Source organism: Corynebacterium fournieri, assembly GCF_030408775.1.
In the GTDB taxonomy this organism is placed as follows: Bacteria; Actinomycetota; Actinomycetes; order Mycobacteriales; family Mycobacteriaceae; genus Corynebacterium; species Corynebacterium fournieri.
Window position 1 is genome coordinate 1,486,949 of record NZ_CP047210.1, and the last position, 14,184, is coordinate 1,501,132.

The 14,184-nt window shown below is 66.1% G+C and carries 12 protein-coding genes; all 12 read right to left on the reverse strand.

Annotated features, from left to right (window positions below):
- Positions 1-15 precede the first annotated feature (15 nt).
- Entirely contained in the window at positions 16-1,635 is a 1,620-nt protein-coding gene (gene ffh, locus CFOUR_RS07210; protein WP_085958515.1) for a signal recognition particle protein, read from the reverse strand.
- 111 nt (positions 1,636-1,746) lie between these two features.
- Complete coding sequence (ftsY, locus tag CFOUR_RS07215) at positions 1,747-3,402, reverse strand: signal recognition particle-docking protein FtsY (protein ID WP_085958196.1); 1,656 nt, start codon at positions 3,400-3,402, stop codon at positions 1,747-1,749.
- 28 nt (positions 3,403-3,430) lie between these two features.
- Entirely contained in the window at positions 3,431-6,886 is a 3,456-nt protein-coding gene (smc, locus tag CFOUR_RS07220) for a chromosome segregation protein SMC (protein ID WP_085958197.1), read from the reverse strand.
- Positions 6,887-6,910: 24 nt separating this feature from the next.
- On the reverse strand, positions 6,911-7,396 hold the full coding sequence (locus CFOUR_RS07225) for a CAP domain-containing protein (protein ID WP_085958198.1): 486 nt from the start codon (positions 7,394-7,396) through the stop codon (positions 6,911-6,913).
- Entirely contained in the window at positions 7,393-7,677 is a 285-nt protein-coding gene (locus CFOUR_RS07230) for an acylphosphatase (protein WP_179154858.1), read from the reverse strand. The genes CFOUR_RS07225 and CFOUR_RS07230 overlap by 4 nt, the downstream gene beginning before the upstream one ends.
- A gap of 27 nt (positions 7,678-7,704) precedes the next feature.
- On the reverse strand, positions 7,705-9,207 hold the full coding sequence (locus tag CFOUR_RS07235) for an alanine/glycine:cation symporter family protein (RefSeq protein ID WP_085958200.1): 1,503 nt from the start codon (positions 9,205-9,207) through the stop codon (positions 7,705-7,707).
- A gap of 47 nt (positions 9,208-9,254) precedes the next feature.
- On the reverse strand, positions 9,255-9,809 hold the full coding sequence (locus tag CFOUR_RS07240) for a flavin reductase family protein (protein WP_085958201.1): 555 nt from the start codon (positions 9,807-9,809) through the stop codon (positions 9,255-9,257).
- 22 nt (positions 9,810-9,831) lie between these two features.
- The gene (mutM, locus tag CFOUR_RS07245) at positions 9,832-10,653 is read right to left on the reverse strand and encodes a bifunctional DNA-formamidopyrimidine glycosylase/DNA-(apurinic or apyrimidinic site) lyase (protein ID WP_085958202.1); all 822 of its coding nucleotides are present in this window, start codon (positions 10,651-10,653) and stop codon (positions 9,832-9,834) included.
- Positions 10,646-11,413, reverse strand: a complete 768-nt coding sequence (gene rnc, locus CFOUR_RS07250) for a ribonuclease III (protein WP_085958203.1) — start codon at positions 11,411-11,413, stop codon at positions 10,646-10,648. The genes mutM and rnc overlap by 8 nt, the downstream gene beginning before the upstream one ends.
- Positions 11,410-11,946, reverse strand: a complete 537-nt coding sequence (locus CFOUR_RS07255) for a YceD family protein (RefSeq protein ID WP_085958204.1) — start codon at positions 11,944-11,946, stop codon at positions 11,410-11,412. Before CFOUR_RS07255 ends, rnc begins: the two co-directional genes overlap by 4 nt.
- A 21-nt stretch (positions 11,947-11,967) precedes the next feature.
- A complete protein-coding gene (locus tag CFOUR_RS07260; protein WP_085958205.1) occupies positions 11,968-12,723 on the reverse strand; it encodes a DivIVA domain-containing protein in 756 nt (251 codons plus the stop codon).
- A gap of 26 nt (positions 12,724-12,749) precedes the next feature.
- Positions 12,750-14,096: an NADP-specific glutamate dehydrogenase gene (gdhA, locus tag CFOUR_RS07265; RefSeq protein ID WP_085958206.1), complete on the reverse strand. Its 1,347-nt coding sequence runs from the start codon at positions 14,094-14,096 to the stop codon at positions 12,750-12,752.
- Positions 14,097-14,184 lie beyond the last annotated feature (88 nt).

Here is a 14,184-nt window from a genome sequence, read left to right on the forward strand (position 1 = left end):
TGGTGCGTGGGCGAGCTAGAAGAACTTGCCCTTCTGCATGCGCTTCATCGCCTCATTGAAGTCCAGGTTGTTCAGATCCATGCCCTGCATGCCTGCCGGCAGCTGTTCCTGGAGCTTCTCCAGCTCCTTCGGATCCGGCATGCCGCCAGGCATACCCGGCATCTTCGGCATCCCCGGCATCTTGGGCATGCCGCCTCCGCGCTTCGGCGGCTTGCGCTTGCCGTTCTTGCCCTTGCGGCCCTTCGGCTTCTTCTTCGTGGCGGAGCGGCCCCCGCCCATGCCAGGCATGCCCGGCAGGCCGAACTGGCTGGCCATCTGTCCCATCATCTTCTTCGCCTCGAAGAAGCGGTCCACCAGCTGGTTCACGTCCGAGACCTTCACACCGGAGCCGTTGGCGATGCGCTTGCGGCGCGACGCGTTGAGGATCTTCGGGTTCTGGCGTTCCTCCGGGGTCATGCCGCGGATGATGGCCTGGATGCGGTCGAGCTGCTTCTCGTCGACCATGTCCGCCATCTCGTTCATGGCCTTGCCGCCGGGCATCATCTTGAGCAGGTTGCCGATGGGGCCCATGCGCCGAATCATCAGCAGCTGGTCCAAGAAGTCCTCGAGCGTGAGCTCGCCGGAGGCGAGCTTGTTCGCCGCCGCCTCTGCGTCCTGGTCGTTGTATGTCTGCTCCGCCTGCTCGATCAGGGAGAGAAGGTCGCCCATGCCGAGGATGCGGCTGGACATGCGCTCCGGGTGGAAGACATCAAAGTCCTCCAGCTTCTCGCCTGTAGAGGCGTACAGGATCGGCTTGCCGGTGACCTCTCGGATGGACAGCGCCGCGCCGCCGCGGGCGTCGCCGTCGAGCTTGGTCAGCACCACGCCGGTGAAGTCCACGCCCTCGGCGAAGGCCTCGGCGGTCTTGACGGCGTCCTGGCCGATCATGGCGTCGATGACGAAGAGGACTTCGTCAGGGTTCACCGCGTCGCGGATATTGCGCGCCTGGGTCATCAGCGTCTCGTCGATGCCCAACCGGCCCGCGGTATCGATGATCACCACGTCGTTTTTCTGCTGCTTGGCGTACTCGATGCCCTGCTGCGCCACTGCGACCGGATCGCCGTGGGAGGTGCCCATCTCGTGCTCGAAGGAGTCCAGGGAGGTACCCGGATCCGGTGCGAAGGTGGGCACGCCGGCGCGCTCGCCAACGATCTGCAGCTGCTGCACCGCGCCCGGGCGCTGGAGGTCGCAGGCGACCAGCATCGGCGTGTGCCCCTGCTTGGCCAAGTGCTTGGCCAGCTTGCCGGCGAGGGTGGTCTTACCGGCACCCTGCAGACCGGCCAGCATGATCACGGTCGGCGGGTTTTTCGCCATGTTCAGCCGGCGCGTTTCGCCGCCGAGGATGTTGGTCAGCTCCTCGTCGACGATCTTGATCACCTGCTGCGCAGGGTTCAGCGCCGCGGAGACGTCTGCACCGAGGGCGCGCTCCTTCACGCGCTTGATAAACGCGCGTACGACCGTCAGCGAGACATCCGCCTCCAGCAGCGCGAGACGGATCTCGCGCGCGGTGGCGTTGATGTCTTCCTCGGTGAGCTTGCCCTTGCCTCGCAGGCCGCCGAGGGCTGATTGAAGCCGGTCGGACAGTGACTCGAACACGGTGTGCACGCTCCCTTGTGCTGCTAGCGGAAAATAATCCCCACAAGACTAGCGCGCGCCCCAGGCGATGGGCACATCACCGGGGGCGCGAAGGCGTCGTAAAGCTTCTGCTTAGCCGAGCAACGCGTCGACGAAGCTCTCCACCTCGAAGGGGGCGAGGTCGTCCGCGCCCTCGCCCAGGCCGACGAGCTTGACGGGCACGCCGAGCTCCTCTTGGACCTGGAAGACGATGCCGCCCTTGGCGGTGCCGTCCAGCTTGGTCAGCACCACGCCGGTGATGTCCACGACCTCGCGGAACACGCGGGCCTGCATGATGCCGTTCTGGCCGACGGTGGCGTCGAGCACCAGCAGGACCTCGTCGACGTGGCTCTTCTTCTCCACCACGCGCTTGACTTTGCCCAGCTGATCCATCAGACCGGTGGAGGTGTGCAGGCGGCCCGCGGTGTCAACGAGCACCACGTCCGCGCCCTCAGCCACACCGGTGGCCACCGCGTCGAAGGCGACGGACGCCGGATCTGCGCCCTCCTTGCCGCGCACGGTGGACGCGCCGACGCGCTTGCCCCAGGTCTCCAGCTGGTCCGCAGCCGCCGCGCGGAAGGTATCGGCTGCGCCGAGGACCACGGAGTGGCCCATAGACACCAGCACGCGTGCGAGCTTGCCGGTGGTGGTGGTCTTGCCGGTGCCGTTGACGCCGACGACCAGGATCACGGCAGGCTTGCCGTCGTTCGGCATGGCCTTGATGGAGCGGTCCAGCTCCGGGCGGGCGGCCTCGATCAACGTCTCACGCAGCATTGCGCGAGCCTGGTCCTCGGTCTCCACGCCGCGCTCGGCGATCTTCTCGCGCAGCGAGTCGGTGACCTTCATGGTCAGCTCGGCGCCGAGGTCCGCCATGATCAGCGTGTCTTCGATCTCCTCCCAGGCGTCCTCGTCCAGGTCGCCCGCGGTGAGGATGCCCAGCAGCCCCTGGCCGATCGCGTTCTGGGAGCGCGACAGGCGCCCGCGCAGCTTGCCCATGCGGCCTGCGGCCGGGGCGATGTCGTCCAGCGGCTCCTCGGTCGGCGCCTCAACTACCACGGCGTCATCGGAGACCTCGGCACCGTCCTGGCGCGCCTCGTCCGCACTTTCCTGCGCCGCAGCAGCTGCCGCGGCGGCTTCCTCGGCCTCCGCCTTCGAGTCGGAGGGTTCCGGCTCAGCTGGGGCGGCGGGTTCCTGCACGACCTCTTCGGCGGCGGGCAGTTCTTCTTCCTGCTCGCGCATCTCCTCATCGACGCGCGGCGGCTCAGCTGCAGGCTGCTTCTCGACGGGCTCCGCTTCCTCTACCACCGGCTCCTCTACCACCGGCTCCGCCGGAGTCTGCTCGACGGTTTCGGTGGGGACCTGCGGTTCGTCGTCACGCGCGATGGCGCGTTCGATGACGCTTTCCTCGTCCTTCGGCTCTGGGGTCTCCGGCTCCTTCGGCTCCGGCGGGACAAAAGCGGCTGCCGCCTGCGGCTTCGCCTCAGTCTTGGGCTGCTCGCGGCGCACCGGCTCCGGCTGCTTCGGCTGGGCGTCCGCCTGGGCGAAGTTGAAGCCGCCCTTCGCCTGGTAGTTGCCCGACTTCTCCTGCTGGGTGAGCTCCTTGGGCTCCTCGACCTTGTCAAAGGAAACGGTCTTCGACTCCTTGCGCTTCTTCCCGGCAGAGACGATGCCGATAAGAATCAGCGCGATGACGACGACCGCGAGGACAATCCAGAACGCAGTGCTGTTGATTAAGGCGTTGAGATCCATGCGCTCTAGTGTGCCAGCCCAGCCGACATCACGCGGGCGCAGCCCCCGCAGGCTGCATGCGTTGCGAAAGCACTCGTGTCACGCCGTCGCCACGCATAGTCACGCCGTAGAGCACGTTGGCCACGTCCATGGTCGGTTTCTGGTGGGTGATCACGATGAGCTGGGAATCCTGGCGCAGCTCCTCAAGTAGTGCGATGAGGCGCCGGAGGTTGACGTCGTCAAGCGCTGCCTCGACCTCGTCGAGCACGTAAAACGGGCTGGGCCGCGCGCGGAAGATGGCCACCAGAAACGCCAGCGCCGTCAGTGACTTCTCGCCACCGGAAAGCAAGGACAGACGCTTGACTTTCTTGCCGGGCGGGCGTGCTTCGATCTCGATGCCGGTGGTGAGCATGTCATCCGGCTCGGTGAGCACGAGTCGTGCCTCGCCGCCCGGGAACAGCGTTTGGAATACGCGCGGGAACTCCGCTTCAACGTCCGCCCACGCGTCTGTGAACAGCTGCAAGATCTGCGCGTCGACGTCTTCGATCACGCCGGTCAAGTCTTTGCGCGCCTGAATCACATCGTCGAGCTGGGTGCTTAAGAAGGTGTAGCGCTCCTCCAGCGCCTTGAACTCCTCCAGCGCCAACGGGTTGACCTTGCCCAGGGCGCGCAGGTCTTTCTCCGCCTGCTTCAAACGGGCCTGCTCGGCCTCGCGGTCGAAGTCCTCGCCCGGGGTGTATCCGGCGAGCAGATCGGCCACGGCAATACCCAGGGACGAGGTGATGTTCGCTTCCGCTTCGTCGATGCGCACCTGCGCCTGCGAGCGCGCGATGTCGGACTGGTGCGCGCTGTCCGTCAGGCGCGCCAGCTGCTGGCGGGTGGCGTTAACTTGCTGGCGCGCCTGCTGCACCTTGCCCTGCAGGCTGCTCAGCTGCGCGGTGAGCTCGTCGCGCTGTGCGGTGGCGCGGGCCAGTGCGTCGTCGATGCGGGCGGACAAGTCGCGTGCATGCTTTTCGACGGCGCCCGCCAACTCCGCTTCCGCCCTCCGGCGCGCCATCGCCGCTTCATGCCGGGCCTTCGCCTGCCGCTCCTGCTCCGCCTGCCGGCGCAATGCGTCGCCCTTACCGGCTTCTGCCTCGGCTCGCTGCTGCGCGGTGCGCGAGGCCAGCGTTGCCTCCATTTCCAGCGACTTCGCGTTGTTCAACGCGTTTCTGGCCTGGTCGCGCTGCTCCGTCGACGGCTCTTCCGGCGAGGCCGCCACGTCGGTGTCCACGCGGGTCAGGCGGTCGCGCGTCTCTTCCAGCTCGGTGCGGCGCTGCGCAAGGCGCGCGTCCGCCTCGTTCGCGCGGGCTGCCGCGCGTTCGTGCTCGGACTTGTTCACTTCATTCTGCTTGACCAGGCGGGCGCGGTCGCGGCGCCACGATTCGACTTCGGTGTCGTGCTCGCGCAGGGCGGCCTTGGCGGACGCGGCGTGCACCCGGGCCTCGTCCGCGGCCACGGTCGCGCCCTCGAGCGTGCCGGCCAGCTCGTCCAACCGCTGCTGCGCCTGGTTCAGCTCCAGCTTCGCCGCCTCGATGCGGGCGGTGACCTCCACTGCGGAGGTTTGGCCGGTCCCGGCGGCGACCCAGCCTTCGCCGACGAGGACACCGTCAGTTGTCACCGCGCGCAGGCGCGGGTCCTGCTCCGCCGTGGCGCGCGCCGCATCCAGGTCGGAACATACAACCACGTCTGCGAGCAGGCGGGTCACCGGCCCGAGTACCTCGGGGGCGAGCGTGACGTGGTCGAGCAGCCAATCCACCGCGCTATCGGTGTCCAGGCGCCAGGCGGAACCACCCCGGCGGTCCACAACCACCGTGCGCGCCGCCGACTCCAGCGCTTTGATCGCATCCGAGGTGACCTCACCGACGAGGGCTTCTGCGTGCTCCCCCAACGCCGCGGCGAGCGCCCGGTCCAGCCCCGGCTCCACCGTGACTAACCCGGCGAGCGCGACAAATCCGTCGAGCACGTCCTCGGCCGAGTGCTTCGGCGCCTGCTCCGCCAAGGTGTCGATGCGCGACTGCAGCGTGGCCACCGCACGCTCGTGCTCGCGCTGCTGCGCGCGCAACTGGTCCAAGCGCTTATCGGCGGCGTCGGATTCGGTGTGGGCGCGGGCGAAGGCGTCGTCCAAAGGCGCGCGCTCGGCCTCAAACCCGGCAATCCGCTCTTCCACCGCAGCAACCTCCGCGTCGGCTTGGCGGGCGCGTTGCTTGGTCTCTGCCAGCGTTTCCTCGAAACGGCGGACCTCCTCCTGCGCCGCCTCCACGGCCGCTGCCTGGGATTCCTCCTGCGCGATCAAGCGCACCACGCCTTCGCGGCGGTCCGCAATCGCGCGCACCTGCGCCATGTGCTCGCGCTCGGCGGCGTCGAAAGCCTCCTGGCGTTCGGCGACCTCTTCACGGATGGTTTCCAACCGTTCCGCGGCTTCCTCAGCGGCTTCGAGGGCTTCGGCGTAGCGCTCGTCGGCAAGCTGCGCCCGCGCCTCGAGATCCTCCGGGTCCTGGCCCGCATACGGCGCGAACGCGTTGGAGCTGCGGGCACGCTCGGAGGCGATGCGCTGCGTGGCGCTGACCCGCTCGGCCAGGGTGGACAGCGCGAACCACAGTTGCTGCGCCTGCTCCGCTTGCGGCTGCAGCTCCTGCTGGTGCGCCTCGACGCTTTCCTGTTCTTCTACTGTCGTCTCCAGCGTGGCCGTGACGGTTTCCACCTTCTCCGCCAGCATCTCCGCCGCGCGCTGCGCATCGGCGTATTTCGCGCGCAGGCGCACCACCTGGTCGCCGGCGAGCTTGAGTTTTGCGTCGCGAAGCTCCGCCTGCACTGCCGCACCCCGCTTTGCGGCCTCGGCCTGACGTGCCAGCGGTTTGAGCTGTTTGCCCAGCTCCTCCGTGAGGTCGGTGAGGCGGTCCAGGTTCGCTTGCATGCCGGTGAGCTTGCGCTGCGCCTTCTCCTTGCGGCGGCGGTGCTTGAGCACACCCGCGGCCTCCTCGATGAAGGCGCGGCGCTCCTCAGGGCGCGAATCCAGGATTTCAGAGAGCTTGCCCTGGCCGACGATGATGTGCATCTCGCGGCCGATGCCAGAATCGCTCAACAGCTCCTGGATATCCATCAGGCGCGCCTTGGAGCCGTTGATCTCGTACTCGCTCGCGCCGTCGCGGAACATGCGGCGGGTAATGGCCACATCCGTGTAGTCGATGGGCAGGCGCTTGTCGGTGTTGTCGAAGGTGAGCGTGACCTCCGCGCGCCCGAGCGGCTTGCGAGCGCCCGCGCCGGCGAAGATGACGTCCTCCATCTTCCCGCCGCGCAGGTTTTTGGCCCCCTGCTCGCCCATCACCCAGGCGAGCGCGTCCACCACATTCGATTTGCCGGAGCCGTTCGGCCCCACCACGGCGCAGATGCCGGGCTCGAATTTCATCGTGGTCGCCGACGCGAAGGACTTGAATCCTTTGAGCGTCAGCGATTTGAGGTGCATTTTGTGGATGTTACCGGCAACGCGCTAGCGCGCCTGCATGACCACGATGAAGCCCCACCCGCGGCCGTCGACGTACGCGTGCGCCGCGCCAATGCCGACCGTTGTCGCGTTGGAGAGCATGTTTTCATTGTGACCCGGCGAGTTGCGCCACTGCTCGAAGGCCGCCTCCGGACTGTGGGAGCTAAACGCGATGTTTTCGTGCAGGTTCGCCTCAGAGTGCCGGAAGCTGTTGGTGCGGCTGAGCTCTTCTGCCCACGCCTGCGCCTGCGCGTCCAGCTGGCGGGTGCGCAGCCACGGCAGGCGACCGTTTTGAATGCGGTAGAAGTTGATGTTGCGGTACGTCTTCGCCCGCGATGCTTCCGCCACGTCCCACGGCAGACCGGGGTCGTATTGGCGGGTGGGCAGGCTGCTCATGGCCGCCATGCTCGAAGACAGGTCCTGCGCCTGGGCGGGTGCCGGGACCGCTGCGAGTGCCACTGCCGCAGCGGTTGCCGCGATTCGCTTCTTCATCGCTCTTCAAACCCTTCCGCGCCCTTCGGCGCTGAAAACTGCGCTTGCGCGTGCTCGACGTTACCGGGCCGACCAGTGGTGGTGGGCTGTTCTTCGAGGAGCGTTTTCAGCTTTGCGACGTCACCTTCGGCACCTTCCGCAACCACCTCAACGCGGCCGTCTCTCAGGTTCTTGGCGTAGCCGGTAAGACCCAGCTCGAGCGCGCGGGAGCGGGTCCACCAACGAAATCCGACGCCTTGGACGTGGCCGCGGACGTGGGCGGTCATGCGTGTCATTGTCATGCCGCCCAAGCGTAGTGCCGACGACCGCTAGTCGTTGCTGTAATCCGCCACGATGCGGTCACCTTCGCTGCGGCGGGTCACCGGGTCGGAGCCGTCCCAGTACTCTACGTTCTTCAGCTCCGGGAGCATGTCGCGGTGGAACACCGGGTCGATGCCCTTGCGGCGCTGCTGGTTGAAGTTCTTCAGCAGCTTCAGCGCCACCCCGCCCAGCGGGACGATGGCGACGATGTTGAAGATGGCAAGCAGGCCGGCCATGGTGTCGCCGAGCGCCCACACTAGCGGCACGGAGCCGAACGCGCCGAAAATGACGAAGCCGATGACCACGATGCGGAACACCGTCATGGCGGTCTTGGAATCGGTGAGGTACTCCAAGTTGGCCTGCGCGAGGTAGTAGTTACCGATCACGGAGGAAAACGCCAGGAAGAAAAGGATGAAGGTGATGGCGTGCGCGCCCCAGGCACCCACGGAATTCGCCAGGGCAGACTGGGTCAAAGACGCGCCCTGAATATCGTGGCGGCCGTAGGAGACGGCCGGGCCGAGCAGCACCACGAATGCAGTGATGGAGCACACCAGCAGCGTGTCAAAGTACACACCGAGTGTTTGCACCAGGCCCTGCTTGACCGGGTGGGACACAGTGGCGGTTGCAGCCGCGTTCGGTGCGGAGCCCATGCCGGCCTCATTGGAGAACAGGCCGCGGCGCATGCCCTGGGTAAAGGCCTCCCCCACGCCGGCACCGACAACCTGCTTCAGGCCGAGCGCGTGTCCGACAATGAGCTCGATCATGCCCGGGATCTCGCGCCAGTTGATCACCAGCACCGCGATGCCGAGAAGGATGTAGGCGCCGGCCATGAACGGCACGATGATCTGCGTCCAGGAGGCGATACGGGTCACGCCGCCGAAGATGATCAGCGCGGTCAGGAGAGCCACAACACCGGCGACAATTGCCTTGATCGCCACCGAGTCGTTGCCCAGCGAGCCGCCGACGGCTTCCGCGATGGAGTTGGTCTGGATGGCGTTGTAGACGAAGCCGTAGGTGATGGCCAAAAAGGCGGAGAAGATTACCGCGAGTGGCTTCCAGCCCAGGCCGCGAGTCATGTAGTAGGCCGGGCCGCCGTGGTAGTGGCCGTCGGCGTCCTTGGTCTTCCACAGCTGCGCCAGCGTGGATTCCACGAATGCGGTGGCGCCACCGAGCAGCGCCAGCATCCACATCCAGAACACTGCGCCCGGGCCGCCGATGGAGATCGCTAGCGCCACGCCGGCGATGTTGCCGGTGCCCACGCGGGAGGCGGCGGAGATGGTGAACGCTTTAAAGGCGGACAGGCCACCGAAGTCCTCGTCGAGGTCGCGGCCTTCGCGGTCTTTGCCCTTCGGTGTTTCGGCGACTGCCTTGAGCATGTCCGGGAACATGCGGATTTGGACGAAGAAGGTGCGAAGACCGAAGTAGACACCCGCGAGAATGAGGAAGATTGGAACGACGTTCCAGATGAAGCCGTTGAGAGAATCCTCAACGAATGATGTGGCTGTATCCATGGCGGGCAGTGTATCCCCAGAATGTGTTACTCACATAACACGCACACCTATTCCCGGACGGCACCATACCCAACTTGGGGGCCAGCGGGATCGTTCTCCCCCTCAACCGCCTGGGTGTGCACTTGTCCCGCGCGAATCGAGCCGTGGGTGCCAAACTCGCGCTGCCAGTACAACAGCGGGCAGTTCGAGTCCACTTCCGTCGCTTCCACGCGAACCAGCACCAGCACATGATCGCCCGCCGCAATCAGCTGCGAGACAGTGCCCGCGACCCATGTGTGGTTGCCAGCCAGCTGCGGCGCCCCGTCCACCATGGACCACTGCACTCCCGCGAACCGGTCTATGGCCTTGTCCGCAAACCGCCGGGCCAGCACGTCTTGCTCGGTGGAGAGCACATTAATGCCTATCGACGCCCCTTCGGCCAACAACGCCAACAGCGACGACCTTTGATCCAGCGAGACCAGCACCATCGGCGGATCCAGCGAGAGCGACATGAAAGCGCTGACGGTGGTGCCGTGCGGGTCCGTCGCAGAACCGGTGGTCACGATCGCCACCGCGGCAGCCAGCTGGCTCATTGCGTCTTTGAATGCTGACTGATCAACCATGTCGCACCACCGTACTCGCGCGCTACAACACCTGGCATGCCGGGCAGAAGTAGCTGGAACGGCCGCCGACCGCAACGCGCTCGATCGGGGTGCCGCAGCGGGCGCAGGGTTTGCCCGCCTGCCCGTAGGCGTTGAGTGAGCGGGAGAAGTACCCGGACGCGCCGTTGACGTTGACGTACAACGCATCGAAACTCGTGCCGCCCTGCTCCAGCGACCGGGCCATGACCTCCCGCGAGGCGTCCAGCACTGCCTCCGCGTCGCGCTGCCGCATGGTTTTTGTCAGGCGCCACGGCTTCAGGCGTGCGGCCCACATCGCCTCATCGGCGTAGATGGAACCGATTCCGCTGACGACCTCCTGGTTGAGCAGCACATTCTTCAGCGGCGACTTGCGCCGGCGCATCGCACGCGCGGTCTCCCGCAGATCGAAGTCGGTCTCGAAGGGGTCGGGCGCGATGTGCAGCGCTGGCTCCGGAATGCCGTTGACAAGCTGCGTGTACTGCCAGAAGCCGAAGGTGCGCTGGTCCACAAAGTCCAGCTCCACCTCTCCCATGTCGGCGCGGATGCGCAGGTGGGGCGAGGTGACAGCACCGTGCTCGGCAACGAGCATTTGCCCGCTCATACGCAGGTGCACAAGCAACGCGGCGCCGTCGGAAAGCGTCAGCCACATGTACTTGCCGCGGCGGCCAGTGCCGGTCACGGTCAGCCCCGGCAGGGTGAGCTCCAAATCCACGGTGTTGCCGCGGGCCGCTCGCGGGTGCAGCACGTCAACGCGGCCGAAGGTGCGGCCGACCACGTGCGTTTCCAGACCGCGCCGAACCACCTCAACTTCAGGCAGCTCAGGCATTGTCGCGCACGGCCTCCGCAGCGTGGTCGCGCAGGTAGAGCACGGCCTGGTGCGCCGCTTCCTGCTCCGCCAGCTTCTTGTTCGGGCCGGTGCCAGTGCCGCGGGCTACACCGCCCACCAGCGTCTGCGCGGTAAACGTCTGGTTGTGCTCCGGGCCTTCTGCCTCGGAGACGTATTCCGCCACAGGCAGTTTCAGCTCCGCAAGGCGCACCTGCAAGTCCGTCTTCCAGTCGTGGTGCTTCTTGTTCACGGTGGCGGTGCGAAGCTTTTCGTCGAAAAGCTTGAGTATGACGTCGCGCGCGGCCTCGAAACCGTGCTGCAGGTAGATCGCGCCGAAGATCGCCTCGGTGGTGTCTGCGAGAATGGATTCTTTTTCGCGGCCGCCGGTGAGCTCTTCGCCCTTGCCGATGAGCACGTGCTTGCCCAAATCGATCTCGCGGGCGATGTCGGCCAAGCCGTAGCGCGACACAATTGCGGCGCGCATCGGCGACAGATCGGACTCAGGGCGCGAGGGGTAGAGCTGAAAAAGCTTGGTGGCCACGGACAACCCCAGCACGGCGTCGCCGACAAACTCCAGCCGCTCGTTGTTGGGCAGGTGCCCGTGCTCGTTGGCGAAAGAGCGGTGGGTCAGCGCGAGCTTCAACCCGTCGCGCTCGATGTCCACGCCGAGCCGCTCAATCAGCGGCGCGTGGTCGACGGCGTCGAACGCCGCCTCCCACGACTCATCCGCGTTTGCCTTGTTCTTGCGCGAGCGGCTCACAGGAACTTCTCCAGGCCAGCCCAGCGCGGATCGACCAGGTTCTGCTCCTCGCCTTCGACCGCGTCCGGCGAAGGCACGTCGGTGTCGCCCTTACACTCGGGCTGGCACGTGGGGTTGAACGGCCAGTTCAGGCCGGCCTCGTCAACAAACGCCTGCTCGAGGTCGACGGTGCCGTCGACAACCTTGCGCACCTCGTCGCCGGAGCCCTGGTCCTCCTCAGACTCGCTGTCGCCGGTAATGAAGTCGTCGGAGGCGGAAAACACCTCGGAGACCCGCAGCGTCTCCGTCGGGGTGAGCTCTGCCAGGCAGCGCACGCACTGGCCTTCGAGCTGCGCGGTGGCGGTGGCGTCCACCATCACGCCGGAGCCGAGCGGGATCAACGTCGCCTCAACCTCGACTTCGCGGCCTTCCGGGATGGCGATCATTTCCGGACCGATTCGCGAGGGCGACGGCCCCTTAAGCGTCACAGTCTCTGGCGTGCCGTCCCCGCCGAGCACGTCACTGACATCGAAAACGAAAGGATTGGTAGACATAGCCCCCACAGATTACCCCGATTAGTACTCGTCGCTGTAGCTGCTGGACCGGTCGGTGTACTCGGTGCGGCGGCCACGGGCTGCCGCACCTGCGGCGCCAGCGCCGCGGCGCAGCGCGGAACGGTCAGAAGAGACGGTCTGCAGCACGCTGCGCAGCCCGTCCTCGAACTCGGCCAGTTTGGAATCGACGTAGTCGTCGCACTCGGAGCGCAGTCGGTTCGACTCCGCGGTGGCGTCGTCAACCAGACGGTGCGCCTCCTCGTCCGCGCGGCGCATGACCTCGGACTCGGAGATGAGGCGCTCCTGCTCGGCGAGGCCTTTGTCCACGGAGCGCTGGTACTCCGCGTTGCCCGATTCGACAATGTTGTCCGCCTCGCGCTGCGCGTTATTCACAGTCATCTCGGCGACGTTCTGCGCCTGGGTGACCATCATGTTGGACTCTTCTTCCGCGTCGGTGACCAACGCGGTTGCGCGCGCTTGGGCGTCAGAGAGCATGGACTCGGATTCGGAGTGCGCGTCCGAGACAATCCGGCGCGCGTCCTCCTCCGCGTCGCCGACGAGCACGTCAGCGCGGTCCTGCGCCCCGCGCAGGATCTCGTCCTGCTTGTCCAGCACATCCTGCGCGTCGTCGAGGTCGACGGGCAGGGCGTTTCGGAGGTCGTCGAGAAGCCCGAGCATCTCGTTGCGGGGAACCATGCAGTTGGAGGTCATGGGCACGCCATAGGCCTGCTCCAACGTCTGAACTAACTCATCCAGGGCTTCAAAAACGCGGTACATGGTGCCCAAGCGTACCCGCCCAGACGCTAAATTACGCCCTGAGCAAGCATCGCGTCAGCGACCTTTTTGAAACCGGCGATGTTCGCACCCACCACGTAGTCGCCCGCGCGGTCGTACTCTTCGGCGGTATTGCTGGCGACCTTGAAAATGTTGGACATAATCTTCTGCAGGCGATCGTCCGTGTAGTCGAAGGACCAGGAGTCGCGCGAGGCGTTTTGCTGCATCTCCAGCGCGGAGGTGGCCACACCACCCGCGTTGGCGGCCTTGCCCGGGCCAAAGCAAACACCCTTGTCGCGGAAGACCTCAATCGCCTCCGCGGTAGACGGCATGTTGGCACCCTCTGCCACGTAGCGCACGCCATTGTCGACGAGCGTGCGTGCGTGGTCGCCGTCCAGCTCGTTCTGCGTCGCACACGGCAGGGCGACGTCGGCCTTGAGGCTCCAGATGGAGCCGTCCGAGTGGTAGGTCGCGCCAGTGGTCTCTTCGACGTACTCGGACACGCGGCCGCGGCGCTTCTCCTTGACCTCGCGCAGCAGCTCCACGTCCACGCCGTTCGGCGTTTCCACCCAGCCGGAAGAATCGGAGAAACCGACCACGGTCGCGCCAAGCTCCTGGGCTTTCTTGATGGCGTAGATGGCCACATTGCCGGAGCCGGAGACGATGACCTTCGCGCCGTCGATGGAGTCGCCCTTGGCCCGCATCATCTCGTCGGTGAAGTACACCGAACCGTAGCCGGTCGCCTCGGTGCGCACCAGGGAGCCGCCCCAGGTCAGGCCCTTGCCGGTGAGCACGCCGGACTCGTGCTGGTTGACCAGGCGGCGGTACTGGCCGAAGAGGTAGCCAATCTCGCGGCCGCTGACGCCGATGTCGCCAGCCGGCACGTCGCGGTACTCGCCGATGTGGCGCCACAGCTCCGTCATGAAGGACTGGCAAAAGCGCATGATTTCGCCGTCGGACCTGCCCTTCGGGTCGAAGTCGGAGCCGCCCTTGCCGCCGCCGATGGGCAGGCCGGTCAGCGAGTTTTTGAAGATCTGCTCGAAGCCGAGAAATTTGATGATGCCCAGGTTCACGCTCGGGTGGAAGCGCAGGCCGCCCTTGTAGGGGCCGAGCGCGGAGTTGAACTGCACACGGAAGCCGCGGTTGACGCGCACGTTGTTGTCGTCGTCGAGCCAGGGCACGCGGAAGATGATTTGGCGCTCCGGTTCGCACAGGCGCTCAATCAGGCCGTAGTCCGCGTAGTGCGGGTCCTTGCCCAAGACGATCTTGAGCGAATCCAGCACCTCGGCCACTGCCTGGTGGAACTCTGGTTCACCCGCGTTGCGCTCCAGCAACTTTTGGTAGTAGCCGGCAACTTCCTGATCAATGGTGCTCATGGGCATTCCCTCCGATATCTATAGACGGGCAGAATTGCGTACCGGAGGAACTTTACAGCACTCGACGGCTCCTCGTTGGCGCCCGCTA